General features: G+C 67.4%; 18 protein-coding genes and 1 pseudogene. 11 read left to right on the plus strand and 8 right to left on the minus strand.

Features of this window, described 5'->3' with window-relative positions:
• Window positions 1–422: 422 nt before the first annotated feature.
• On the minus strand, window positions 423–1,112 hold the full coding sequence (locus ACLQ7E_RS06210) for a hypothetical protein (protein WP_411731702.1): 690 nt from the start codon (window positions 1,110–1,112) through the stop codon (window positions 423–425).
• Between the two features lie 168 nt (window positions 1,113–1,280).
• Between ACLQ7E_RS06210 and ACLQ7E_RS06215 the strand changes: the two genes are divergently transcribed.
• From ACLQ7E_RS06215 to ACLQ7E_RS06230, 4 genes are all read left to right on the plus strand, one after another.
• Window positions 1,281–1,745, plus strand: coding sequence for an FHA domain-containing protein (locus ACLQ7E_RS06215; RefSeq protein ID WP_411731703.1), 465 nt, complete (start codon window positions 1,281–1,283; stop codon window positions 1,743–1,745).
• A 13-nt stretch (window positions 1,746–1,758) separates the two neighbouring features.
• Window positions 1,759–2,508, plus strand: coding sequence for a MerR family transcriptional regulator (locus ACLQ7E_RS06220; protein WP_411731704.1), 750 nt, complete (start codon window positions 1,759–1,761; stop codon window positions 2,506–2,508).
• A gap of 52 nt (window positions 2,509–2,560) precedes the next feature.
• Window positions 2,561–3,043, plus strand: coding sequence for a bifunctional nuclease family protein (locus ACLQ7E_RS06225; protein ID WP_411731705.1), 483 nt, complete (start codon window positions 2,561–2,563; stop codon window positions 3,041–3,043).
• A gap of 187 nt (window positions 3,044–3,230) precedes the next feature.
• Entirely contained in the window at window positions 3,231–3,812 is a 582-nt protein-coding gene (locus ACLQ7E_RS06230) for a MerR family transcriptional regulator (protein ID WP_411731706.1), read from the plus strand.
• Window positions 3,813–4,047: 235 nt separating this feature from the next.
• On the opposite strand, the gene ACLQ7E_RS06235 is transcribed toward ACLQ7E_RS06230, so the two are convergent.
• Window positions 4,048–4,866, minus strand: coding sequence for a ParA family protein (locus ACLQ7E_RS06235; protein WP_411731747.1), 819 nt, complete (start codon window positions 4,864–4,866; stop codon window positions 4,048–4,050).
• Between the two features lie 279 nt (window positions 4,867–5,145).
• On the opposite strand from ACLQ7E_RS06235, the gene ACLQ7E_RS06240 reads away from it, so the two are divergent.
• From ACLQ7E_RS06240 to ACLQ7E_RS06250, 3 genes are all read left to right on the plus strand, one after another.
• Window positions 5,146–8,595 (plus strand): pyruvate carboxylase, encoded by a 3,450-nt coding sequence (locus ACLQ7E_RS06240; RefSeq protein WP_411731707.1) that lies wholly within the window; start codon window positions 5,146–5,148, stop codon window positions 8,593–8,595.
• A gap of 207 nt (window positions 8,596–8,802) precedes the next feature.
• Window positions 8,803–9,777: a hypothetical protein gene (locus ACLQ7E_RS06245; protein ID WP_411731708.1), complete on the plus strand. Its 975-nt coding sequence runs from the start codon at window positions 8,803–8,805 to the stop codon at window positions 9,775–9,777.
• A 7-nt stretch (window positions 9,778–9,784) separates the two neighbouring features.
• Window positions 9,785–11,197 carry a mycothione reductase gene (locus ACLQ7E_RS06250; RefSeq protein ID WP_411731709.1) on the plus strand — a complete coding sequence of 471 codons (1,413 nt, stop codon included), beginning with the start codon at window positions 9,785–9,787 and terminating at the stop codon, window positions 11,195–11,197.
• Between the two features lie 105 nt (window positions 11,198–11,302).
• Here the strand turns inward: ACLQ7E_RS06250 and ACLQ7E_RS06255 are convergent, their stop codons facing one another.
• From ACLQ7E_RS06255 to ACLQ7E_RS06265, 3 genes are all read right to left on the minus strand, one after another.
• A complete protein-coding gene (locus ACLQ7E_RS06255) occupies window positions 11,303–13,117 on the minus strand; it encodes an AMP-dependent synthetase/ligase (RefSeq protein ID WP_411731710.1) in 1,815 nt (604 codons plus the stop codon).
• 151 nt (window positions 13,118–13,268) lie between these two features.
• Complete coding sequence (locus tag ACLQ7E_RS06260) at window positions 13,269–13,769, minus strand: hypothetical protein (protein WP_411731711.1); 501 nt, start codon at window positions 13,767–13,769, stop codon at window positions 13,269–13,271.
• The gene (locus ACLQ7E_RS06265; RefSeq protein ID WP_411731712.1) at window positions 13,766–14,533 is read right to left on the minus strand and encodes an alpha/beta hydrolase; all 768 of its coding nucleotides are present in this window, start codon (window positions 14,531–14,533) and stop codon (window positions 13,766–13,768) included. Before ACLQ7E_RS06265 ends, ACLQ7E_RS06260 begins: the two co-directional genes overlap by 4 nt.
• A 219-nt stretch (window positions 14,534–14,752) precedes the next feature.
• On the opposite strand from ACLQ7E_RS06265, the gene ACLQ7E_RS06270 reads away from it, so the two are divergent.
• Together ACLQ7E_RS06270 and ACLQ7E_RS06275 are read left to right on the plus strand one after the other, a co-directional pair.
• Window positions 14,753–15,460, plus strand: coding sequence for a lysophospholipid acyltransferase family protein (locus tag ACLQ7E_RS06270; RefSeq protein WP_411731713.1), 708 nt, complete (start codon window positions 14,753–14,755; stop codon window positions 15,458–15,460).
• Between the two features lie 94 nt (window positions 15,461–15,554).
• Window positions 15,555–16,955 carry a class II 3-deoxy-7-phosphoheptulonate synthase gene (locus ACLQ7E_RS06275; RefSeq protein WP_411731714.1) on the plus strand — a complete coding sequence of 467 codons (1,401 nt, stop codon included), beginning with the start codon at window positions 15,555–15,557 and terminating at the stop codon, window positions 16,953–16,955.
• A gap of 133 nt (window positions 16,956–17,088) precedes the next feature.
• Here the strand turns inward: ACLQ7E_RS06275 and ACLQ7E_RS06280 are convergent, their stop codons facing one another.
• Together ACLQ7E_RS06280 and ACLQ7E_RS06285 are read right to left on the minus strand one after the other, a co-directional pair.
• On the minus strand, window positions 17,089–19,233 hold the full coding sequence (locus ACLQ7E_RS06280; RefSeq protein ID WP_411731715.1) for a protein kinase domain-containing protein: 2,145 nt from the start codon (window positions 19,231–19,233) through the stop codon (window positions 17,089–17,091).
• A gap of 166 nt (window positions 19,234–19,399) precedes the next feature.
• Window positions 19,400–19,648, minus strand: a complete 249-nt coding sequence (locus ACLQ7E_RS06285) for a WhiB family transcriptional regulator (protein ID WP_007271814.1) — start codon at window positions 19,646–19,648, stop codon at window positions 19,400–19,402.
• 328 nt (window positions 19,649–19,976) lie between these two features.
• Here ACLQ7E_RS06285 and ACLQ7E_RS06290 point away from each other — a divergent pair, with 328 nt between their 5' ends.
• The gene (locus ACLQ7E_RS06290; RefSeq protein WP_411731716.1) at window positions 19,977–20,423 is read left to right on the plus strand and encodes a hypothetical protein; all 447 of its coding nucleotides are present in this window, start codon (window positions 19,977–19,979) and stop codon (window positions 20,421–20,423) included.
• 44 nt (window positions 20,424–20,467) lie between these two features.
• Here ACLQ7E_RS06290 and ACLQ7E_RS06295 read toward each other — a convergent pair whose 3' ends face one another.
• A complete protein-coding gene (locus ACLQ7E_RS06295; RefSeq protein WP_411731717.1) occupies window positions 20,468–24,583 on the minus strand; it encodes an FtsK/SpoIIIE domain-containing protein in 4,116 nt (1,371 codons plus the stop codon).
• Between the two features lie 385 nt (window positions 24,584–24,968).
• On the opposite strand from ACLQ7E_RS06295, the pseudogene ACLQ7E_RS06300 reads away from it, so the two are divergent.
• Window positions 24,969–25,670, plus strand: a pseudogene (locus ACLQ7E_RS06300) (CpaF family protein); the annotation flags it as partial.
• Window positions 25,671–25,673 lie beyond the last annotated feature (3 nt).

Consider the following 25,673-nt stretch of genomic DNA (forward strand, 5'->3'; position numbering starts at 1 on the left):
GGGTTTTTCCATGTTCCGGGGACGTTCGGCATATCTGCTTGCTTCCGTGGTTCCTTGGATCCCTGTCGAAATAAGATTGCCAGTGGCTTGCCCGAGGATTTTCGACCTACCGGATTTGCGAGGGAATTGCTTGCGCCCGTGATCCGGCGCCCGTGACCTTGCGCCACGTGGCGGCTCGCCCTCAATGCGCAGGCGTCAACGAAGCCGCGTTGCCGCCGGGCGGTCGCATGGTGCAGAAGGTCCCGCCGCAGTGACCCTGGCGCGCGGGGGAGTGGCCCGTCCAGGCCGAGTCAGGGAACCTTCGCGCCGATCATCGAACAATCTCGTGGCAGACGCAAAGGGCGCCCGGCCAAGCGGCAACCCCGCATGGCGGGGGATGGCTTGGCGAGGCGCCCTTGGATGGTGGCTGGCTCCAGCGGAGGTCAGCTGGAAGACTTGGTGGGATCCTCGGAGTCCTCCCGCGGCGCCCAGACAGGGGTCTGAGGGGCGGTCTGACCCGATTCGGTGGCCGGGGCGGGTCGATCGTCCCGTTTCTGTTCCGCGGCGTCCCTCATCGCGCCTTGGCTCTTCACCTCTGATTTCAGGGCCTTCATTTTCTTGCCACGCGCACGCCACAGGTGCCAGAACGCGGCAATGCCCACGAAGAGCACCAAGGCGGCAACGGCACCGCCGATGGACCACGACGGGAACCATGTGGCGCTGATGTCGATCATGGACCTGGCCTTGGCGGCGGCACTGGACGAATTTGCGTAGATGCTCAGGGTCAGCAGGTTCGGGATCGCCAGCAAGACGGCAACCACCACGATGACGGACTTCCACGGCCATGACACCTTCTTGTACCGGGCCTGCCAGACAACGAGCAGCGGAACGAAGGTGAATACAAAGCCATATACGAGGCCAAGGATGATTCCGCTGGTGAGTGATCCCTGGGTTTGGTTTCCGATATTTGTGGCCCACCAAACGGGCAGGAATAGGCGGACGACAAGGTAGACGATTGCCAGCAGTACGACCGCCGCGGCGCCCAGTCCAATGCGCAGGCCCCAGCGGGTCTTCGATTCGGGTCGGCGGGATCCGTCCGTGGGTGACGGGTCTGTGTTTTCGATATCAGGCATGAGTGCATCCTCCCATGCCGAATGCGCAACTGCGGAGATTAACTGCTTGGTTATTCACGAAAACCAACTGGTGGCTAGTAGGCTAATCTGGTGATAGGACGATTGCCTCAATTTGGGGTTGGACAACGTCCAAAGGGAATTATGAGAAAGATTTTTGGAGGACCGGAAATGGCTGAAGCTCGGGTGCCTAAGCAGCAGCACGAGTCGTCTACCGAGACAACGGGAATTGCATTGCCACCGGTGACGCGTGAACCTGTTGTCTTCTATGGACTGAGTGTTGAAGAGCGCGCTGCCGTCTCCGCCCTGCCGCAAGGTTCCGCGTTGTTGATTGCACACTCAGGACCTAACCAGGGTGCACGCTTCCTGCTCGATCAGGACGTGACCCAGGCAGGACGCCACCCGGACGCCGGCGTCTTCCTCGATGACGTCACGGTCTCGCGCAAGCACGCGCAGTTCATTCGCAATGCCGAAGGTTTCAGCGTCGTCGACAGCGGTTCCTTGAATGGAACCTACGTCAACAACGACCGGGTGGACTCGGTGCGCCTGGCCAACGGCTCGGAAGTGCAGATCGGAAAATTCCGACTGACCTTCTACAACGCGTTGCCCAACAACCCGGCCAACACCCGCGACTAAGCAGGACAACGTAGTGAATGAGGCAGCCCGAAACCCGCGACTGGCAGTTGTTGCCGGCGATAACCAGCGTGCCGTGGCGCTCAATATCGGCGAGGTCCTTTCGGAGCTTCATGATGAATTCCCTCAGGTCACAGCGTCGAAGATCCGCTTTCTCGAGGAAAAGGGACTGCTGACCCCGCAACGAACTTCGGCAGGGTACCGCAAGTACCTCCCCGACGACGTCGGCCGGTTGCGCTTCATCCTGGGCCTGCAACGGGACCAGTACCTGCCGCTGAAGGTCATCAAGGACTACCTGGACGCCGTTGACCGGGGTGACCGGCCCGACCAGCTGCCCGGCGGCCACACCCTGGCCCCGCGAAGCATCAGCGAACAGATGACCCAGGACCTGGTTGCCCGAACCCGCCCGGTGACCAAGGCCGAGCTGCAGGGCCTGTGCGGTGCCAGCCCCGAGCTGGTCAACGACCTGCTTGCCTTTGGCATGATCGCGCCGGACAACGATCGCTTCGACGAGCACGCCCAAAGGATTGCCGCAGCCTCCGCGGCACTTGCGGCGCACGGCATCGAGCCGCGCCACCTGCGTGCCTTCCGCGCGGCGGCCGATCGTGAAGTGGGGCTGGTTGAACGCGTCGTGGCTCCCCACATGAGCCGCGGAGATGTGGCGTCGCGTGCCAGGGCCGCGGAAACCGCCCGCGAAATCAGCGATGCCTGCATGGCATTGCATGGTGCACTGGTCAACGGCGCCATCGCCAAGCTGGATCACTAGGCCGGACACACGGTGGCTGCGCGATGCAGCGACCCGAGTTAAGGAGCGAACCATGCAAGAACTTGAAGTTGTGGGAGTTCGCATAGAACTTCCCTCCAACCAGCCGCTTGTCCTGCTCAAGGAAGCCAACACCCAACGCCACCTGCCGATTTGGATCGGCGCCCCCGAGGCATCGGCCATTGCCATGTTCCAGCAAGGCATTGTCCCGCCGCGTCCGCTGACCCACGACCTGATGATTTCGACCCTGCAGGCGTTGCACGCGCCATTGGTGCGCGTGGAGATCGTTTCTGTCCTCAACGCGGTCTTCACTGCGGAACTGGTCTTCGCCGACGACGTCCGAGTCGATGCCAGGTCCTCCGACGCCATCGCCCTGGCGCTGCGGGCGCAATGCCCGATCCTGTGCGACGAGCGGGTGCTCGACGAGGCCTCGGTGATGGTTTCGGACGACGCCGAAGTCGCCGAGGGGGAGGAGGACCAGGTGCGGGAATTCCGCGAATTCCTCAACGAGGTCGAGCCGGAAGACTTCGATAAATAGACGACCGTCCGCGACACGCCTCAAGTTAAGCTTGAAGGTCTTTGACGCAGCCCCAATGTAGTCGTACCGTCGAAGCATAAGTTCCCAAGGTTTGCCACCCGCGGATTTCGGTTTCACTCGCAACGGAGTCGTTCCACGCCCGGCAGCCCTCTTTCCCTCACGGGGACGCTTGAGCAAGGAGATTCCAATGAATCCCACGGACGACCAACACGCGGCCACACCGACGCACGCCGCGTCACATCGCAATACCCAAGGACTCCTCTTCACCGAGGATCTGCCGGTTCTCGATGAAGACGCCGGATACCGGGGCCCCATCGTCTGCAAGGCGGCAGGCATCACCTACCGCCAGCTCGACTACTGGGCACGTACCGGACTGGTCGAACCTGCCGTGCGCGGCGCCAAGGGCTCGGGGTCCCAGCGTCTCTATGGTTTCCGCGACATCCTGGTGCTCAAGGTCGTCAAGCGGCTTCTTGACACCGGAGTGTCCCTGCAGCAGATCCGGACCGCTGTCGGGCACCTTCGCGAGCGCGGGGTTGAAGACCTTGCCCAGATCACGTTGATGAGCGACGGCGCGTCGGTGTACGAATGCACCTCCGCGGATGAGGTCATTGACCTGGTGCAGGGCGGCCAGGGAGTCTTCGGGATCGCCGTCGGGCGCGTGTGGCGCGAGGTTGAGGGATCTCTGTCGCAGCTTCCCAGCGAACGTGCCACGGATTACCCGGGGGACGAACTGGCCCTGCGTCGCGCCTCGAAGAGGTCTGCCAGCTAGGCCAGCAGCAGCACAAGAATTCTTGTGGACGGGGCCGGAGGCCGCCGCTGCGCCTGGGCGCAAGCAGGTCGCATCCGGCCCCGTCCTTTTTCATCTCCGCCATGGCGGCTGCGTCCGCGCGGTGGAATCCGCCAATAAAAAACCGCCCCTACGTCCTCCGGGCATTGCCCGGGAGACTCATTGAGCGGTTTTTTGCGTTTCCGGAGCGTTGCCCGGTGGTGCGAGAAAGTGCCGGCTAGCTTCGTCCGGGCTTCGCTGCAGTGTCGGTGATGTTGCGCAGCAACTCGTCGAACAACCCAGCCGTCTTCTGCGCGGGCCGCCCCGGCCACTGGTGAACCGAGTAGGCGGCGCCCTGGATCTGCTGCCAGTCGGCGAACTCCGGAAGCTCGGGGCTCAGCACCGAGGTGCCGAACATCGAACGCATTTCGGTGAGGCGGAATCGGTGCTCGTCCGAATCCTTCCGCACCCGGTTGGCGACCACGTCGATGCGGCCGAGGTCCGGTGCGTACTCCTTGCGGAACATTTCCAGGGCACGCTGCGTGCGTTCGGTTCCGGCCACGGAGAAGAGTGAGGGCTCGGCAACCAGCAGGATGCGGTCGCTGGCGCTCCACGCCATCCGCGTAAGTCCGTTGAGCGAAGGAGGGCAGTCAATGAGCACCAGGGCGTAGCCGGAGGTCTTGGAGAGCAGCTGGGTCAGCCGGCGCAAATCGCGGGCGCGCAGGTCGGGGCGGTCGTAGATGCCGGTGTAGGCGTCGCCGACTGCCACATCGAGCACGGGTACCCGGGTCAGTGAGCGCTTGGATACGGCCTTGGCCTGCCAGGAGCTGGAGACGATGTTCTCGGTCAGATTCGCCTTGCGGGAGGCCTTCAGCATCCGCCCGATGGTCATCTTGCCGTCGGCGCGCACGCCCAGCCCGGTGCTGGCATCGGCGTGCGGGTCCAGGTCGATCACGAGTGTGGGGATACCAGCGGCAAGGGCGGCCGAAGCTAGCCCCAATGTAACGGAGGTCTTCCCTACGCCACCTTTAAGGCTGCTAATGCTCACTACCTGCACGGAACGGACCACGCCCTTTTCTACTGTTAGTTGCTCACGACTTAACGATTGGTTCCCTCAACATCATAATCGGGTTCTGGATCCTTTGCCGCCACGGGCCCGAACGACCAGCTGACACCACTATTTCGTGCCCGCCGAAATCTTTTGCCAAGCGTGTGCCCCATCACGGTAGTGTGTGTCGTTGGGCGCCGAAACACACACGTTCGGCCCCTCAAACACGAATTCAGACCCTGAAATTCGTGAGCGTCATTCATCCCCACGTCATTTCGCAGGAGCGCCATGTTTAAGAAGATCTTGGTAGCCAATCGCGGCGAGATCGCAATTCGCGCCTTCCGCGCCGGCTACGAGCTGGGCGCGAAGACTGTCGCCGTATACCCATACGAGGATCGCAACTCGATTCACCGCCAGAAATCCGATGAGGCCTACCGGATTGGCGAAGAGGGCCACCCGGTCCGCGCCTACCTGGATGTTGCAGAGGTGATCCGCGTCGCCAAGGAAGCCGGCGCGGATGCCATTTACCCGGGCTACGGATTCCTGTCCGAGAACCCCGAGCTGTCGCGGGCGGCCGCCGAAGCGGGCATCAAATTCATCGGCCCGGCGGCCGAGGTCCTCGAGCTTGCAGGCAACAAGGTTGCCGCGCTGCGTGCAGCACGGGCGGCGGGCATTCCGGTGCTGCAGTCCTCGGACCCCAGCGACGACCTTGAGTTCCTGACCAAGGAAGCCGACAAGATCGGTTTCCCGATCTTCGTCAAGGCAGTTGCCGGCGGCGGCGGTCGCGGCATGCGCCGCGTCGACACCCGCGACCAGCTTGCCGAATCGCTCTCGGCAGCCATGCGCGAGGCGGGAAGCGCCTTTGGTGACCCCACGGTGTTCCTGGAACAGGCAGTGCTGCGTCCGCGCCACATCGAGGTCCAGATCCTGGCCGATGAGCACGGCAACATCGTTCACCTCTTCGAGCGCGACTGCTCGCTGCAGCGTCGCCACCAGAAGGTCATCGAAATCGCCCCGGCACCGAACCTGGACGAGAACATCCGCCAGGCGCTCTACGCCGACGCGGTGAAGTTCGCGAAGGCGCTGAACTACCAGAACGCCGGAACCGTGGAGTTCCTGGTCGACACCGTGGGCGAGCGCGCCGGGCAGCACGTGTTCATCGAGATGAACCCGCGCATCCAGGTGGAGCACACCGTCACCGAGGAAATCACCGACGTCGACCTGGTGCAGGCGCAGATGCGCATTGCCGCCGGCGAGACCCTGGAAGACCTGGGCATCCGCCAGGACGAGCTGCAGATCCGCGGCGTCGCCCTGCAGTCGCGCATCACCACCGAGGACCCCGCCAACGGCTTCCGCCCGGACGTCGGAACGATCTCCGTGTACCGCTCGGCCGGCGGCTCCGGCGTGCGCCTGGACGGCGGCACCATCTACACCGGCGCCGAGGTTTCCCCGCACTTCGACTCGATGCTGGTCAAGCTCACCTGCCGCGGCCGCGACTTCCCCACGGCTGTGGCCCGCGCCCGCCGTGCGCTGGCCGAGTTCCGGGTCCGCGGCGTGACCACCAACATCCCGTTCCTGATGAACGTGCTTGACGACCCGACCTTCCTGGCCGGCGAGGCCGCAACCGACTTCATCGACAAGCACCCGGAGCTGCTGGCCGGGAAGAAGTCCCAGGACCGCGGCACCAAGGCGCTGTCGTTCCTGGCCGATGTCACGGTCAACCAGCCCAACGGCGCACGGATCGAAGGCATCGACCCGCGCAAGAAGCTTCCGGCATTCCCGGGGGACAAGGCCTCCGAGCCGGAGCGCAGCCCGTTTGACGGCCCCTCGGACCAGGCCCCGCCTGCCGGGTGGCGCCAGCGCCTGCTGGAACTTGGCCCGGAGGGCTTCGCCAAGGCGCTGCGCGACTCCACGGCGGTGGCAGTCACCGACACCACCTTCCGTGACGCGCACCAGTCGCTGCTGGCCACCCGCGTGCGTACCCGCGACCTTTTGGCCGCGGCCCCGGCATACGCCCACGTGATGCCGCAGCTGTTCTCCATGGAGGTCTGGGGAGGCGCGACATACGATGTGTCGCTTCGTTTCCTGGGCGAGGACCCGTGGGAGCGCCTGGCGCTGCTGCGTGCCGAGCTGCCGAACATCCCGCTGCAGATGCTGCTGCGTGGACGCAACACCGTGGGGTACACCCCGTACCCGACCGAGGTCACCGACGCGTTCGTGAAGGAAGCGGCGGCCACCGGCATCGACATCTTCCGCATCTTCGATGCGCTGAACGACGTCTCGCAGATGGCCCCGGCCATCAAGGCGGTGCGGGAGACCGGCACCGCGGTCGCCGAGGTGGCCCTGTGCTACACCGGCAACCTGCTGGACCCCAAGGAAGATCTCTACACGCTGGATTACTACCTGAACCTGGCGCAGCAGATTGTCGACGCCGGCGCACACATCCTGGCGATCAAGGACATGGCAGGGCTCCTGCGTCCGGCGGCGGCCACGAAGCTGGTCACCGCGCTGCGCGAACGCTTCGACCTGCCGGTGCACCTGCACACCCACGACACCGCAGGCGGCCAGTCGGCCACGCTGATGGCAGCCATCAATGCAGGTGTCGATGCGGTGGACGTCGCTGCGGCTTCGATGTCCGGGACCACCTCCCAGCCATCGGCATCCGCGCTGATCGCTGCACTGGAGAACACCGAGCGCGACACCGGGATCTCCCTGGAGGCCGCCGCGTCGCTGGAGCCCTACTGGGAATCGGTGCGCACCATGTACGCCCCGTTCGAATCCGGGCTTGCCGCCCCGACCGGACGCGTCTACCGCCACGAGATCCCCGGAGGCCAGCTCTCGAACCTGCGCCAGCAGGCCATCGCGCTGGGCCTGGGCGAGCGCTTCGAGGCCATCGAGGACATGTACACCGCGGCCAACGCCATCCTGGGCCGCCTGGTCAAGGTCACCCCGTCCTCCAAGGTGGTGGGCGACCTCGCCCTGCAGCTGGTGGGCATGGGCGTTGACCCGGCCGAGTTCGAGAAGGACCCGAAGTCCTTCGACATCCCGGATTCGGTCATCCAGTTCCTCTCCGGGGAACTGGGCGATCCCCCGGGAGGCTGGCCCGAGCCGTTCCGCTCCAAGGCCCTCGAGGGCCGCGTCGTGCGCCCGCACGTCGAGGAGCTTGCGGCCGAGGACTCCGCGGCGCTGAACGCCGACTCGGCCACCCGCCGCGCCACGTTGAACCGCCTGCTCTTTGCCGGCCCGACCCGCGACTTCGCGGCGAGCGTGGAGAACTACGGCGACCTGTCGGTCCTGCACACCCGCGACTACCTCTACGGCCTGGTCAAGGGCCGCGAGCACGTGGTGTCCCTGGGCAAGGGCGTGCGCCTGCTGGTGATCCTGCAGTCGATCTCCGAGCCCGATGAGAAGGGCCTGCGCACCGTGACTGTCACGCTCAACGGCCAGTCCCGCCAGCTGATGGTGCGCGACGAGTCGGTGGAGTCCACGGTGGTTGCCGCGGAAAAGGCAGACTCGGCGAACCCCGGGCACATTGCCGCCCCGTTCGCCGGCGCCGTCACGGCCCAGGTGGCAGTGGGCGACCGCGTGGAGATTGGCGGCACCGTTGCGACCATCGAGGCCATGAAGATGGAAGCCGGGATCACCTCCACGGTGGCCGGCACCGTGGCCCGCCTGGCGATCGGTGGCACCGCCCAGGTGCAGGGCGGGGACCTGTTGGTGGTCATCGACCCCGCATAGCCGCCCGGTGCCGGTCCGCAGTCGCGGGCCGGCACAGCAGGCAACCATGAAGTGCGCGCGAGGATGGACCCGCCCGCCCCGATGCCGGGGCCTGGGACGGGTCCATCCTCGCTTGCGTGTTAGGGTGCCAATGGCCAGTGGATGCACCAGCGGCAAAGAGCAGGCGGCGGACCGAGACCGGATCGCCGTTGGAAGGAGTGAGGTCCCATGGCCATCAATCGGGCAGGCTTTATTGCACGACTATTTGCGCGGCTGGCACGGCCGGCGACGCCGGAGCCCGGACCCGCCGGCTACGCGGCACCGACCGCCGCACCCAACCCGGCACCCCGGGAAACCACCGAAAAACCGGTGCCGGCACCGGCCGAGGAGCCGACACCCGCAGACGCCCGGCCCGCTGCCGCCACTGGCGATGAGCCCGGGAAAGACGCCCCGGCGCCCGACGCCCAGGCAGACGAAGCAGCTGTGTTCGAAGCCACGGCAGACGAAGCAGCGGTGTTCGAAGCCACGGCAGACGAAGCAGCGGAGCTCCCCGCGCCGGAAAACGACGCCCCGGCCGAGGCGGCCGCAGGCCACCCCGATTCCGAAGCACTTCCCGACGCCGATGCCGACGCCGATGCCGACACGGACACGACACCGGAAGACGGCACGCCGGAGGATTCCGCCTCCGCAACGTCGGACGCCGCGGCGCCGACAGTGGGCACCGTGCCTACACCACGGGACCACAAGGTCATCACGCTGGTCTCCCTCGAGGAGCATGCGGGCGCCAAGACCCTGGGTGCCGCACTGGAGCGCCGGACCGAGGGCAAGGGGTGGAGAATCCGGACCGCAGGTCCCGGCCTCGCCCGCGCCGCGTTCTCCGGGATGCTTGGCGACACCGACGCCCTGGTGCTCGTCTCCCCGGCGGACCCTGCCATCACCGCGGCGATGGGCGACAAGCTGCGCTGGCTGGAGGCCAACAACAGACAGGGAATGCAGGCACGCACTCTCATTGTTGTTAACCTCGGCACCGCGGACGGCGGGGAGCTGCAGCTCCCGGCGGACCTCGACCGGCCGGTGACCTTGCTTCCCTTTGACGCGGCCCTGAGCATCCCCGCGACAGGTGCGCGGGCCCCGCGGCGGGCAGCACGGGCGGCCATTGACCAACTTGTCGACGAACTATCCACCATCCTTCAGGAGAGCTAAGCACCCCATGGCACATTACGACCTGGCAATCATCGGATCCGGATCCGGCAACTCGCTGATCACCGAGCATTGGGACGGGCGGAAGGTGGCGATCATCGATGCCGGCATCTTCGGCGGAACCTGCCTGAACGTCGGCTGCATCCCCACCAAGATGTTCGTCTACCCGGCGCAGCTGGCCGCATCCGTCGCCGAGGCCAAGGCCCTTGGCGTGTCGATGACGTTCGACGGGGCCGACTGGGCGTCCATGCGGGACCGGATCTTCGGGCGCATCGACGCCATTTCCGAGGCCGGCAAGAACTACCGCGCCCACGAGCTGGAAAACGTCACACTCTACACCGAGCACGTCCGGTTCGCCTCGCGCAACGAGCTGCTCACCGAAAGCGGCCAGAGCATCACCGCGGACAAGTTCGTCATCGCCACCGGCTCGCGCGCCGTGTTGCCGCAGGTGCCGGGCATCGACCTGCCCGGCGTGCACACCTCCGACACCATCATGCGCCTGGACCAGTTGCCCAAGCGCCTGGTGATCCTGGGCGGCGGCTACATCGCCAGCGAGTTCGCTGCGGTCTTCTGGGCGCTGGGCAGCGAGGTCATCCAGGTGAACCGCTCCGGCGCCCTGATGCGCCGGCAGGATGCCGACATTTCCGCGGCCTTCACGCAGGCCGCCTCCAAGCGCTGGGGCGTCGAGCTCGACGCGGCGCTGCAGGGCATCGAGAAGGAGGGGGACGTCCTGACGGTCAGCTTGGAGCGCGACGGGCGGCCCTTGCAGCTGGAGGCCGACGTGGTGCTGGTGGCCACCGGACGGACGCCGAACACCGACGGGCTCGGAGTCGCCGAGCTCGGGTTCGACACGCGCGAGGACGGCTCACTGGTTCTCGATGACTACCAGCGCATCCTGGCCGCGGGCCGGCCGGTGGAGGGCATCTTCGGCCTGGGCGATGCGGCAAACACCGAGCAGCTCAAGCACGTGGCCAACCGCGAGGCACGCGTGGTGGTCCACAACCTGGAAAACCCCGACGACATGAGGCCCATGGACCGCCGTGCCGTCCCGGCGGCGGTGTTCAGCAACCCGCAGATCGCCTACGTCGGTGCCACCGAGGAAGAAGCCCGCGCCGAACACGGTGATGCCGTGCTTTCCGTCGTCCAGCCCTACGGGTCCACCGCCTACGGCTGGGCCATGGAGGATCAAGAGGGCATCGTGAAGCTGCTGGCCCACAAGGACACCGGCCTGTTGCTGGGCGCCCACATCATGGGACACGAAGCCTCGCTGCTCATCCAGCCGCTGATCCAGGCCATGTACTCGGGACTGGACGTGAACTCGATGGCCCGCGGGCCCTATTGGATCCACCCGGCGCTGAGCGAGGTCGTGGAAAACGCGCTGCTGGGCCTCGGCATGCCGGTCGGCGCTGGCGACCCGCTGTAGCGCAGGACCTTCGCTCCGGCACCGGGTGCCGGATTAAGCAGGAAACGCGTGGGACGGGCACCAAATCGGTGCCCGTCCCGCGCGTCTCGTGGTGCGGATTCGGCGCTAGGCGCGGGGCTTGGACCCCGAGTAGATGTCCTCGAGCACTGCCTCGTAGTCCTTGAGCACCTGGGAGCGCTTGATCTTAAGCGACGGGGTCAGGTGTCCGGAGTCCTCGGTGAAATCCGTGGGCACGATACGGAATTCCTTGATGGCCTCAGCCCGCGAGACAGCGGTGTTGGCCTTTTCCACCATCGCGGCGATGGCGTCGTGGACCTGCGGCAGCTGGGCGGCATGCGCGACGGTGGTGTCGGCGGGCAGCTGGTGGCGGGCCAGCCAGCCCGGAAGAGCATCCGCGTCCAGCGTGATGAGTGCCGCGATGAACGGGCGGGCATCCCCGACGACGACGCACTGGGAAACCAGCGAGTCGGCGCGGATCTGGTCCTCCAGCATGGCCGGGACCACGTTCTTGCCGCTGGCGGTGACGATGATTTCCTTCTTGCGTCCGGTGATGCGCAGGAAGCCGTCGGCCTCCAGCTCTCCGATGTCCCCGGTACGGAACCAGCCGTCGGTGAAGGTCTCCGCCTCCAGGTCCGGGCGGTTGTAGTAGCCGCGCATCACGCAGAAGCCCTTGGCCAGGATCTCGCCGTCGGCCGCGATCTTCACGCTGTTGCCCGGCAGCGGCCGGCCCACGGTGCCGATCTTCAGGTGCGTGGGGGTGTTCACCGTGATCGGGGCGGTGGTCTCGGTCAGTCCGTAGCCCTCCAACACCGTGAGCCCGATGCCGTGGAAGAAGTGTCCCAGACGCTCGCCCAGCGGGGCGCCGCCGGAGACCGCGTGCACGACCTTCCCTCCCATGGCTGCACGGATCTTGCCGTACAGCAGCACGTCGAAGAGCTTGTGCTTGAGCTTCAGGGCCAGCGGGACCTTGCCGTCCTGCTCGGCGCGCGAGAACGCGATGGCGGTGTCGGCGCCGGCATGGAAGATCTTGCCCTTGCCGGCGTCCTCGGCCTTGAGCATCGAGGAGTTGTAGACCTTCTCGAAGACGCGCGGCACCGCGAGGATGAAGTTCGGCTGGAAGGACTGCAGGTCAGGCAACAGGTTTTTCACGTCGGCGGTGTGGGCCACCTTCACGCCCGCGGCAACGGCGAGCACCGAGATGTACCTGGCGAAGACGTGGGCCAGCGGCAGGAACATGATGGTTGCGGCGCCCGGGAAGACGACTTCGGGCAGCGCTGCCGCGGCGTTGTCGCTGAGCTGGACGAAGTTCGAGTGTGTCAGTTCGCAGCCCTTGGGCCGCCCGGTGGTCCCGGAGGTGTAGATGATGGTGGCCAGCGAGTCCAGGTTGGCGGCGGAGCGGCGCTCCTCCAGGACCGCGTCATCAACGTCCTTGCCGGCCTCGCGCAGGGCATCGAGCCCGTCTCCGTCGATCTGCCACACGTGCTCCAGCGCGTCCAGGCCTTCCTGGTGGGCGGCCTGGCGCACGACGGCTTCATGGCGCGGGGCCTCGACGACGGCGGCAACTGCATGCGAGTCGCCCAGGATCCAGGCGACCTGGCCGGGGGAGGAGGTCTCGTAGACCGGAACCGTGACGCAGCCGGAGAACCAGATGGCGAAATCGACCAGCGTCCACTCGTAGCGGGTGCGGGCCATCAGGCCGATGCGTGCCCCGGGCGCAATGCCGGAGGCAATGAACCCCTTGGCCAGGGCGGAAGCGTCCGCGGCGAACTCCGATGCCGGCATGTCGATCCAGGTCCCGTTCGGGCCTGGCTTGGCCAGCAGCGCGGGGTCGGCTGCTGACCGGGCATGGCGCAGGAGCAGGTCGGTGATGTTGGTCTGCGGCGGGTTCTCCACCAGCGGAGGGACTGTTAATTCCTGCATTTGGAGCTCCTTCGGTTCCGGGGCGGTGTTGTGCGTGCCCGCCAACCCCTCTTCCCCCATGTCACCCATAGTAGTGTCTCGGGTCACACATTGTTTACTCGTTAGTAACTTACGGGCATTTGCCCGGCTTCGCAACAAGCCGCGGGCGCCGCTACACGCGCGCCCCGTCGTCGCCATCGCGCCGCTGGCGCGGCAACCGGGCGAAGAGGAACACCGCGGCGGCGACCGCCACCGCGACCAGTCCGATCCACAGCGGCATCGGCGCCCGCCGCCAGAAGATGGCCAGCAGCAACAGTGCGATCGGGGCGCCGGCGGCGCACGACCACGCCAGGGTCAGCAGGGGGTCGCCCGATCCCAGGGCCGGGGGAACCTCCGGGATGAAAGCGCCCTCGTCCTCGTCCGCGGCCAACTCGTGGTCACGGGGGCCGGTGAGCGCCGGGTGCATCCGGAAGAGCTCGGGGTCCACGCCCCGCGGGGCCTTGGCGTCGGGCCTGTGGCCTGCGTCGTCGCCGGGTGTCCCGGGTGTGGGGGAGTCCTCGGGCTTGCGGCCCGCGGCCTCGCCCGGTGTCGCCTCCAGCCGGCGGACCAGGTCCTCCCACACGGAATTGTCGGAGTCGCCCGATTCGGCCGGCTCGTGCATGGGGTTGGTCATGGCCTGCTGCCGCCAACTTCCTGGAAGAACTCGATGGAACGGGAGAAGATCGCTTCCGCCTCATAGTCAAGCGTGGCAACGTGGTGGCTGCGCGTCAACCGGTTCACCTCAAGGTGGACACCGTCATCGAGCCCCGCGCGCAGCACCTCGAGGCTGGACTCGGGCACCACGTGGTCGGTGTCCGAGCGGAACACCAGAACCGGGGCGGTGACCTGCGGCAACCGCCTGATGGTGTCCTTGAAGAGCTTGCGCAGCTCGTGCACGCCGGCCACCGGGGTGCGGTCATAGGCGTGCTCGTCGCCCCCGGGCTTGGCGATGTCGTTGGCGATCGCCGCGACGGTCGGGGCCAGATGGCGCAGCACCCCGGTGAACGGCGCCAGCGGGGAGGCCAGGGTCAGTCCCGGGTTGACCAGCGCGAGCCCCGCCACCGCATGGGTCGAGGCCAGATGCAGGGCCAGGGCGCCGCCCATCGACAGCCCGGCGACGAACACGCGTCCGTGCGTGGCGGCCAGCGCCGCATATTCCTGCTGCACGGCGTCGATGAACGAGGTGTACTTGGTGGCGGCCAGGTCCTGCCAGCGGGTGCCGTGCCCGGGCAGAAGTGGCAGGCTGACGGTGTATCCGGCATCGGCAAAGGCCCGGGCCCAGGGCAGCAGCCCCGCCGGGCCGGCAGTGAAGCCGTGGAGCACCAAGACCGCCGCGCCGTTTGTCCCGGCGTGGTGGAACGGTGCGTTGGGGCCGGCGGCTGCTGGTGTCTCTGGCATGGGGTGCGTGCTCCTGCGTGGGTCGTAAGGGGAACGGGGCACCGGATCCCACCGGCACCGCGTCGTGCCGAGTGTGACCGATGGCGTAGTTTTGCCTACAGTTAGAGCCTAACTGAGAACCAAGTGATCAACACCAGGTCTCCGGGCACATGCCGGGCACCGCACGCGCTGGCCTCGGTGGAAACCCGCAGCACCCTCGGCCCGGAAGGCACTTCAATCATGTTCTACCAATTTATGAAGAGGTTCATCGTCGGGCCGCTCGTAAACGTGCTCTTCCGCCCGTGGGTCAAGGGGCTGGAAAACATTCCGGAATCGGGCGGCGCGATCCTGGCCAGCAACCACCTTTCGGTGTCCGACTCGATCTTCCTTCCCGTGGCCGTGAGCCGCCCGGTGATCTTCCTGGCGAAGATGGACTACTTCACCGGCAAGGGCCCCAAGGGCCGGATCACCGCCTGGTTCTTCCGGATGATCAACCAGTTGCCGATGGACCGCTCCGGCGGGGCCGCCAGCGCGAACTCCCTGGGCGCCGGCGCCCAGGCACTGCTCGACGGAAGCCTGCTGGGCATCTACCCCGAGGGCACGCGCAGCCCGGACGGGCGCCTGTACCGCGGCAAGCTCGGGGTCGCGAAGCTGGCCCTGGAGGCAGGGGTCCCGGTCATCCCGATCGCCATGATCGGCACCGACAAGGTCCAGCCCATCGGCAAGCGAGTCCCGAACATCCGCCGCGTGGGCATGATCATCGGCGAGCCCCTGGACTTCTCCCGCTACGCCGGGATGAGCGAGGACCGCTTCGTGCAGCGCTCGGTGGTCGACGAGATCATGTACGCGATCATGCGCCTCTCCGGGCAGGAATACGCCGACACCTATGCCGCCACCGTCAAGGCGCAGCTGGATGCCGAACGCCGCGAGGCAGGCAAGAAGAAGTAGCCGGATCCGCCGCGGACCTGCGGCACTGTGAACCCGATGCGTCCGCGGGTTACGCCGTAAATGCCCGGCAAGCCCCGAAGCGGTTTACCCTTATATGGTGACTCAGCTATCTTCGACTTCCTCAATGCCCGGACGTTCCCCGGCCGGTCCCGCTGCCGACCCCGCACTGGACATCTGGCGCACCCTGCCGATTGCCCAGCAGCCGACGTGGAGCGAGCACCAGCACTATGCCCAGGCCGTGTCCGAGCTCGGCTCCCGCCCGCCGCTGGTCTTTGCCGGTGAGGTCGACGTGTTGCGTGAGCGCCTGTCCGAGGCCGCACAGGGTCGGGCCTTCCTGCTGCAGGGCGGCGACTGCGCCGAGACCTTCGACGGGGCGACCGCCGACAAGATCTCCGCACGCGTGAAGACCATCCTGCAGATGGCAGTCGTGCTGACCTATGGCGCCTCGATGCCGGTCATCAAGATGGGGCGCATGGCCGGGCAGTTTGCCAAGCCGCGTTCCTCCAACGACGAGACCCGCGACGGGGTGACCCTGCCGGCATTCCGCGGCGACATCGTCAACGGCTACGAGTTCACCCCCGAATCCCGCGCCCACGACCCGCGCCGCATGGTGGAGGCCTACAACACCTCCTCCGCCACGCTGAACCTGATCCGCGCCTTCACGCAGGGCGGCTTCGCCGACCTGCGATCCGTGCATTCCTGGAACGCCGGCTTCATGGCCAACCCGGCGCACACCGCCTACGAGCAGCTTGCCGGCGAGATCGACCGCGCCGTCCGCTTCATGGCGGCCTGCGGAGCGGACTTCGAGGCGCTCAAGCGCACCGAGTTCTTCGCCTCCCACGAGGCCCTGCTGCTTGACTACGAGCGTGCGCTGACCCGCACCGACTCGCGCACCGAGCTGCCCTACGACACCTCCGGCCACTTCCTGTGGATCGGTGAGCGCACCCGCCAGCTCGACGGCGCGCACGTCGACTTCCTCTCCCGCGTCCGCAACCCGATCGGCGTCAAGCTCGGCCCGAGCACCACGCCCGAGGACGCCTTGGCGCTCATCGAGAAGCTTGACCCGAACCGCGAGCCGGGCCGCCTGACCTTCATCACCCGCATGGGTGCGAAGAACATCCGCGAGAAGCTGCCGAACCTGGTCGAGAAGGTCACCGCCTCCGGCGCCCAGGTCCTCTGGGTCACCGACCCGATGCACGGCAACACCGTCACTTCCGAAAACGGTTACAAGACCCGCCGCTTCGACGACGTCATGGACGAGGTCCGTGGCTTCTTCGAGGTCCACGATTCGCTGGGCACCTACCCGGGTGGCCTGCACGTGGAAATGACCGGCGACGACGTGGCCGAGTGCCTGGGAGGAGCCGACCCGATCCGCCAGGAACAGTTCGACGACCTCTACGAGTCGGTCTGCGACCCGCGCCTGAACCACAAGCAGTCCCTGGAAATGGCCTTCCTGGTCTCCGGTGCCCTGGCCAAGCGCGGAGTCCGCGGCTAGCCACGTCCCGCCAGAATGACGATGGCCGGGTTCCTTCCCCCTTGGGGGAGCGGAACCCGGCCATCGGTGTTTCTTCGGTGGATCGCGGAGAACTCCGGAAGGGCGGAGCTTGCGACGGTGAAGGATTCGGGTCTTAGACCACCACGAGCTTGATGGTCGAACCTTCCGGGGCGCTGCCGCCGTCAGGGGTCTGGAACCTCACGGTCCCGAAGAAACCGCCGAATTCCTCGCGAACCTCCACCTGGAATCCCAAGCCTTCTAGGATGCTGCGCGCTTCGCCGACCTGTTTGCCCTGCATGTTGGGCACCTTGACCATCCGCGGCCCGCGCGAAACGGCGTACTCCACCGTCGTGCCGCGCTCAACCTGCCCGCCGGCCGGCCTCTGGGACATGACCTGCCCCGAGGGCACCGTGTTGCTGTATTCCTTGCCGGAGGACTTGCCCTTCAGCCCTGCCTGCTTCAAATCGTCCTCCGCCTGCTTCGGGGTCAACCCCACAAGCGAAGGGACATCCACGGGGGCAGGCCCGAGGGAGATGACAAGTGCGATCTTGCTGCCGCGACGCAGTTTTTTCCCGGTTTCCGGGTCATGGCCGAGCACCACGCCCTCGTCGATTTCCTCGGAGTATTTCTTCGTGACCTTGCCCGGGGCAAGGTTCGCGGCCTTCAGGTCCTTTTCGGCCGCGGCCTGCGTGCGGCCGGTCAGGTTCGGGACGGAAAAGAGTTCGGGACCCTTGGAGACCAAGAGCTGGAGACCTTGAAATCGGCGGATCGTTTCCCCTGCGGCGGGTTCACTTCCAACCACGAGGCCGCGCTCAAGTTTTTCGTCGAAGACCTCGCGGGTGCCTGCCTGCACGCCGGTCGCCGCAAGCTGCTGCACGGCCGAGGTGCCGGAGACTCCGGTCAGCGTCGGGATCTGGAACGGGGCCCCGGGGCCCATGCCGAAGAACAGGCTGACTGCCGCAACGAAGGCTGCCAGCAGGGCCAGCAGGATCCCGATGAGCCACTTGCGCCGGGCAGGGGACCTGGGGGCCAGCTGGCGGGTCGGGATCTGTGCATCCTTGCGCCAGGCGAGCTCGGCCGCCTTGGTATTCTTCTTGGCCTGCCTGGCGGAGACCGGTCGCTGAGGCTGTACCTGCAGCGCCTGGGTGTGGCTCTGGTCGGACGGCAGGGCGCCATCGAATGAACCCGACAGCACCTGTGTGTGGTCCGACCCGCCAGCCAGCACGGTGGTGTCCTGCGAATCCAGGCCCAGGGCCCGCGTGGGGTCCTCTGGAGAGGGAAGACCCTCGTCGGCGGACGCGCGTCCGGCCGCCGCGGAATCCCGGTATTCCTGTGCCAGGGCCAGGCGGTCGTGCACGGTGGTGTGGGCGGTTGTCGCCGGCGGAATCAGGTCCTTGAGCCCGCCAAGGGTTTCGGAGCCCAGGTCAAGCTGGTCCTTGGAGAGCGAATCGTGGATCTGTTTCAGGTCGCTGAGCAGGAACGACGCGTTCTGCGGCCGGTCCTCCGGGTCCTTGTTGGTGCAATAGGCCACCAGCTCGTCGAGCTCCGTCGACAGCCCGGGCACCAGCGCGGACGGCGGCGGGACATCGTCGTTGATGTGCTTGAAGGCCAGCCCGTAGGCGCTTTCGGCGGTGAAGGGCTGGCGCCCGGTGAGCAGTTCGTAGGCGATGATCCCCACGGCGTAGATGTCGCTGCGCTCATCGGACGGTTCGCCCTTGGCCAGCTCGGGGGAGATGTACGCGGCGGTGCCGAAGAAGTTGGTGGCATTGGTGTGTGCCGAAGCGGCACGGGCCAGCCCGAAGTCGGCGACCTTGATGCGTCCCTCGTCGGAAATCAACACGTTGGCTGGCTTCATGTCGCGGTGCACGATGCCTTCCTCGTGCGCCACCGACAGCCCGGTGCAAATGGCCTGCAGCACCACCAGCGCCTGGCGCGGGGTGTAGCGGCCGCGGTCTGCGAGGGACTCTCGCAGGTTCAGCCCGCGCACGTATTCCATCACCAGATAGGCGGTGGTGCCCGAGACGTGGTGGTCGCGGATCCCCACGATGTTGTCGTGGGTGAGGCCGGCGGCAATGATCGCCTCGGAGGCGAATCGCTCCAGGACAACGGCGTCGGAGGCCAGGTGCGCGTGCAGGATCTTCACGGCGACGGTGCGGTGCAGCCTGACGTCCATGGCGCGGTACACGGTGGACATGCCGCCGTCGGCGATGCGGGCATCGAGCCGATAGCGTTCATCAAGCGTCGTGCCTATGCGGGGGTCGGTGTGTGGCTCTGTCACTTATCGATCGTAACCAGTGGGTAGGGGATGGGTGGAGTCCGCAACACGGGGACCGCGAGGTTCTTGCGTTGCCCGTGTTGCCCGGCTTGGAGCCGAAATGCAGGTGAGGGGCCGGTTCCCGTGGAACCGACCCCTCACCTCGAGGTGCTGTAAAGCACCGATCTACCTAGGAGGCGCGACGGGCCCGTGCTGCCCGGCGCTTGAGCGCCCGACGCTCGTCTTCGCTCATGCCGCCCCAAACGCCTGCATCCTGGCCGGATTCGATGGCCCAGGCCAAGCAGGTGTCCACTACAGGACACCGCCGGCAGACACTCTTGGCTTCTTCAATCTGGAGCAGGGCCGGTCCGGTGTTTCCTACCGGGAAGAAAAGTTCCGGGTCCTTGTCCAGACAGGCCGCGCGGCTACGCCAATCCATGCTTGTTGATGCTCCTTGGGTGTAGGAAAAGTGAGGGGGATCGCCCAGCGTAAAAAGCCGGGGCAAAAGCAGTGCGGCGGGAGAATTGCCATACCCGAACGACTGCCTAACAAGGTTTTCATGTTACGTTCACGTAAACAAGAGTCCTGTGTTGCGAATACCTCCACATCCTTGAGTGCTTGGTCACAAGCACCCGTCTTGAGGGTCTGGCGAACAGGTTTTCCTGGCCGTGACAAGGGTATTTTTTAGCTCTTTGGGCGGTCATTTGTCACACCGGGCCATGCTCCGGCTTTCGTCTCGGGGATGGTGCCCGTACTAGATTTGATGCGTGATGAACCAGCCAGCGTCAAAGCCCAGCCGCCCCGCGATCCAACGCCGCCCGATCTCGGTGCTGCTCATTTCGGGGCTGTTGGTCCTTGAGGGCCTCGCTGTCCTCTTCTTCTACGCACTGACCTACGCCATGGCCCTGGGTCAGCCCGGCGAGTTGGGCATGGGCGCCCGCATCTTCATGCTCGTGTTGATCACCGCCGCCGGTGCCTGGCAGCTGTGGGTGGCGCACCACTTCTTCAGGGCACGGGCCTGGACCCGCGCGGCCGTCCTGGTCTGGCAGGTCTTCCAGATCATCCTGGCCTTGCAGATCGCCATGCCGGTCGACGTGCTGATGGCCTGGCTGTGGCTGGTTCCCGCGGCGCTGATCCTTGTGCTGCTCTTCGACCCGCGCACCACCGCGTTCCTGGGTGATCGCCCGGCGCCGGACGCCCGACCCGGGAGCTGACCCAGCGGCGCGATCCGGCACCGGCTCCGCCCCGCGCGGGTGGATCACGGCGTCCGGTTCACGCACTGGATCTGGCGGATGGTTCCGCGATCAATGGCCATCGCCCGTCCCCGCACACTCGTGGTGGCGGCAGGAAGCCTGAACCCGCTGGGATCGGCATCCGCCCCGAATTGCGGGTCAAGCACCAGGAACGAGCGCTGGTCCCGCACCACCGCGGAGAGCCCCAGTTCAAAGAGCAGGCGAGCGGACGGTTCGGCGCTGAGGATCACCTGGAGGTGGGCGCCCAGCAGCACTTCGGCGGCCCGCGAGGCCTGCGACGCACGCAGGTCCGCACGATCCACCAGCACCCTTGCCGCCAGCGGGTGCAGCCCAAGGAACTGCTCGGCGTGCGTCGGCAACTCGTCCTCCAAGCCCAGATGCACGGTGTGCCCGGCCCCCGATCCGTCAAGCGCGGCGAGGTGTTCCAGCAGCGTCCTCTTGCCCGCACCTTCGTGCCCAATGACCAATCCGCACGGCCCGGGGGACCAGATGAAGGGCCGGTTGTCCGGGCCGCAGACCCCGACCGCCAACGCCGGCGGCGTCCCTGTGGCACCACGTCGCCCCTCCGCATGGGCCGAGGCGCCGGTTGCCAGGTCCGCCGACGACAGGACCTCGGGCAGCGGCAGCGAACGCAGCCAGGTCTCGGGCACCGGGCCCGGGGGGAGCGGCATGGACGCGGCCCCGTCCAGCAGCTGGAATTCGGTGCCGCGGGGCGGCCCATCGGGTGCCAGGAGCACGCCCCGGCCCACGTGGGAGGCGACCTTGTGCAGCTGCGGCCACCCCATGAGCACCTCTGGGCCGGCACCGCGCGGAAAATACCAGCGGGTTTCGCACAGCGATGCCGCGCGCGAACCTGTCAGGTCCCGGTCCCCGCACACCGCCAGGGCGCGTCCCAGTCCCGGCGCGGTGCGCGCAAAGCCGGCCAGCAGCGCCTCAAGCCCCATGAACGCATTCCCCTCGAGTGCCTGGGCCCAGCCTCCGAGTCCGCACACCACCAGGAGCAGCGGCTGGACGCACCCGGGGTCCCCGAGTTGCAGCAGTAGCTCGGTGATGCGCCAGGGGTCGCCGGGCCCGAAGTAGCCGGCCACCGCCGGATGGTCGCGCAGCTCGCCCAAGGTGCCGTTGCCGTCCAGCAGCACGGCGGGCATCCTCAAGGCACCGCGGTTCACGGCGTGGACCAGCAGTTCGGGCACCTGCTCGATGCCTGACCCCGGGAGCCCGCACACCATCAGCCGGGCCGTGGCCTGCGGGTCGAAGAACAGGGGTCCGGCCTGCGACAGATGCGGGCGATCCAGCATCCCGACCACACCCTGGTGCCCCAGCACCTGTTTGAGGACAGAACGGGGGATCGCGGGCAGGCGTTGGGGGAGCGCGGCCGAAAACGGGTTCGGGGCGGGCTCGACGTCGCGGTGCCGCTCGCTGATGCATTCAACCAGCGCGGTCAACTCCGCATCGGTCCCGCTCTGCCCCGGAACCTCGCCAACCACCGAGGCAGTGGCAGCGGCGGGTTCCGCGGCCGGCAAGTCCTCGTCAAACATCACGTCGCCCAGGCTCACGCCGAATCCCCGCAGCCGGGCCGGGACACTGGGGCGGGCGTTGACGCGGGCCCGGAACTTCACCGGGGGACCTCCGCCGCGCCGGAAATACGCCATGCCGGGGGTCGCTGCGTCCAGCCGGGCCGCAGCGGCCGAGCCGATCAGGTCGTTGGACTCGGATTCGCCAATGGTGCGCAGTGCGATGACGGACCCGATGTTGGCGCGCAACGGCGCGCTGATGGTCCCGGCCGGCCGCTGTGTGCTGAGGACCAGATGGATCCCCAGCGAACGGCCGACCGTGGCGATGTGGACCACCCGCTCCAGCGCCTCGGGAAGCGCGGTGGCAAAGACGCGGAATTCGTCGATCAGCACGACGAGCTTGGGCAACGGCGGATCGGAGGCGGTGCGTGAGCGCAGGTAGTCCCGGTGGTCGGTGGCCGCATGGCGCGCCAGGAAGGACTCACGCCGGTGCAGCTCGTGCCCCAGCAGGTCCAGGATCCGTTCGCCCGCGGCGGCATCGAGGTCGGAAACGAAATTCTGGACGTGGGGCAGCCCGCACAGCGGCGCCAGCGTGGCCCCGCCCTTGAAATCGACGAGCATGAAGGCCAGGGCGTCCGGTCCGGAACCCGCGGCCAGGCCGAGCACCAAGGAGCGCAGCAACTCGGATTTTCCCGAACCGGTGGTTCCGGCGACCATGAGGTGCGGCCCGTCAGCGTCGAGGTCCAGGTGCAGCGGTCCCTCGGCGGTGTCCCCGATGACGGCGCCGGTGCGGGGCCCGGTGGGCGGAGCTGGCGCGGAGCCTGGTTCCGGGCCGGAAATCAGCGCGGCATCCATCGGCAACATGCGCCGGATGGCGCGCGCCAAGGTGTCGAATCCGATCCCTTCCAACGACACCGGCAGGGAATGCTCCCGGTCGGTGCTGGCCGGGTCCGGTCCCAGTCCGGGGAGTGGTCCCGGCAGCGGGTGTTCCGCCGATCCAGGGCCACGGCGTAAGGCCGGGCCCGCGGATCCCGGGGCCCTGCGCCGGGGATTGTCGCTCGCCGGTGGCGCGGGCCGGAGCCATGGATTTTGTTCCAGGCCCGAAGGCTGCAGGACCAGCCGACGGGATTGGCAGTCGACGTGCACCTCGGCACCGGCGGGGGCGGGGCCGCCGCATTGGAACCACACGGTCGAATCGGCCTCCGTGGAACCCAGCTGATCCGGGTGGGGCTGCCGGGACGCAGCGGGCTCGGTGCGCAGCACGATCGTGGCGCAACCGGCGGGGGGCAGCGGCGCATGCCCGGGGAGCACCTGGACACCGGGCAGCATCGCGAATTCGGAGGGCAGGAATCCGGCAGGTCCCAGCACCACCACGCGCAGCGATCCGGTGGCCAGCAGCGGCAGCCACCGCACCAGCACGCCGCGCAGCAACGGGCCCCAACCGGACTCCTGTCCCTGGAACCACACGGTGGCACCGGCGTGCAGGAGCACCGGAACCGGGGAATCCGGCAGGATGCCGGGATCCGCCGGCACTGCCGGTGCCGGGTCGGGGCCGGAGGCCTGGAACCCGGCGGGCGACCTGCCGCGGCGCCGCCGGAGGTGCCCTGCCGTGGCAGCGCGTGTACCGCTGCGCACCAGCCGCGGGGCGGGCGGGTCGGAGCCGGATCCGCTGCACAGCCAGGCTGCCAGCCGGCCGTGCCCAAGGACCAGCGCCGGGAAACCCGCCCCGTCCACGGCAACGCCGCCGGCGAGCCCGGCCGCCACCGCTCCGAGGGACGGGGCCAGATCCTCGCGCCGTTTCGCATCGGCCGCCGTCGCCCGCGCCCAGGCGCGCCGGAAGCGGGCCTTCGCACGAAGCACCAGCAGCGCGGGCAACCCGCCGGTGAGCAGTGAAATCGCGGAGAAGGCCAGGAAGAACACGCTGCGCGTCATCAGGAACAGCCCCAGACCCAGGCCCAGCGGCGCCAGCGCGCCGACAAGCAACATCGCCAGTCTGCTGCCGGGCTCGTCTGCCGTGATCGGGACCGGATCCAATGGCCACCGCGCCGGGACCGGCGCGAGCCCGCGTGCCGGAAGCACCGCGAAGCTGCTCTCCCCGGCGCTGAAGGAATCCCCAATCAGCAGGCGCCGCTCCAGGATCGGCGTCTGGGCGAACCACACCCCGTTGGCCGATCCCTCGTCGCTGAGCACGATTGACGTATCGGTCACCCGCAGCAGGGCGTGGCGGCGCGAGAGCCCCAGATCCCCGATGGACAGATCGACGTCGCCGCGGCCCAGCGCGTAGACCCCCCGGCGCAGTGGCAGCGTCCCGCCGGGATCCGGGCCACGCATCACCACGAGCACGGCCGGATCGTGGCCGCCGGGGCGCGGGGCGCCGCGCGGGTCAGCTGCCACGGGCGTGTCGCAGAGCAGGAGCCTGCCCTCCCGTGGCAGCCGCGCAACGTCTTCTAGCGCCCGCCCGGCCAGATGCCAGCCGATGCCCGGCCACCGGCGGGCCAGCGCGGCGGCCAGCGAAGGGCCGGTGACCGACTCGGCGGCGGCCAGCTCCAGCAGCACGGGCTGGGCAAGCGCCGGGGAGGAGAGCCGGATATAGAGTTTCCTTGCCACGGGCACCGCCCTTCGCCGCTGGTGATCGTCTTTCCGCTCTTGCTGAACCGGGCCTGGCAGCACCGGCGGCAGCGTTTCCGGCGTCGACCGGATCCGCTCCCAATCTAGGGTTCCCGGCGGCGGCCCGGCGCCAAGGGGTTGCCGGGCTGTGGACGCATCGGGCCTGGCGCCTGGCCATTTATCCACAGATTTGGCAGGAGCCTTGAAGCGGGCGCGGAGCGCGGGTAGGGTCGCGGTATTGCGTCTAGCAACTAACTGGATATCGCCGCTCACGAGCCATATGGGGAGCGCCGCAAGGCCACCCCCAAGCACCGCCTCCCCACATGCTTCGGCGAACGGCGCCTCTCCCGGTCACCCCGGGAGCGGATCACGGTAGGGAAGCACGATGGCGGACGGGCTGGCGATAGTTGAGGATGAGGTACGCGAACTCATTCGCAGGCACGGGCTTGACCCCTCCACGCAGGTGGGCGAGGTCCGGCGCCTGGTTGACGAGGTGGTCCGCGACTACGACGAACGTTCCTTGCTCGGGTTCTTGCCGGCGCTGGGGGAACTGGGCATCGCCCGACGCAGGATCATGGACGCCGTCGCCGGACTCGGCGCGCTCCAACCCCTGCTCGACGACCCTGACGTCGAGGAGATCTGGATCAACGGGCCCAACGAGGTTTTTGCCGCCCGGGGCGGCACCTCCGAATTGACCTCGATCAGGCTGCCCGAGGCCGAGATCCCGGCACTGGTCGAGCGCATGCTCAAGTCGTCCGGACGCCGCCTGGACCTTTCCCAACCCTTCGTCGACTGCCAGCTTCCGGATGGCTCACGCCTCCACGTGGTCATCCCCGACATCACCCGCAGGCACTGGGCCGTGAACATCCGCAAGTTCATCGCGCGGGCCAGCCGGCTGGAGCACCTGGTGGAGCTCGGATCGATGACGCGGCAGGCCGCGCACTACCTGGATGTCGCCGTCGGCGCCGGGCTGAACGTGCTGGTTTCCGGGGCCACGCAGTCAGGGAAGACAACGATGCTCAACTGCCTGGCCTCCTCGATCGGCAGCCGCGAGCGCGTGGTCACCATCGAGGAGATCTTCGAACTGACG

This window comes from Paeniglutamicibacter sp., from assembly GCF_046714615.1.
Taxonomy (GTDB): Bacteria; Actinomycetota; Actinomycetes; order Actinomycetales; family Micrococcaceae; genus Paeniglutamicibacter.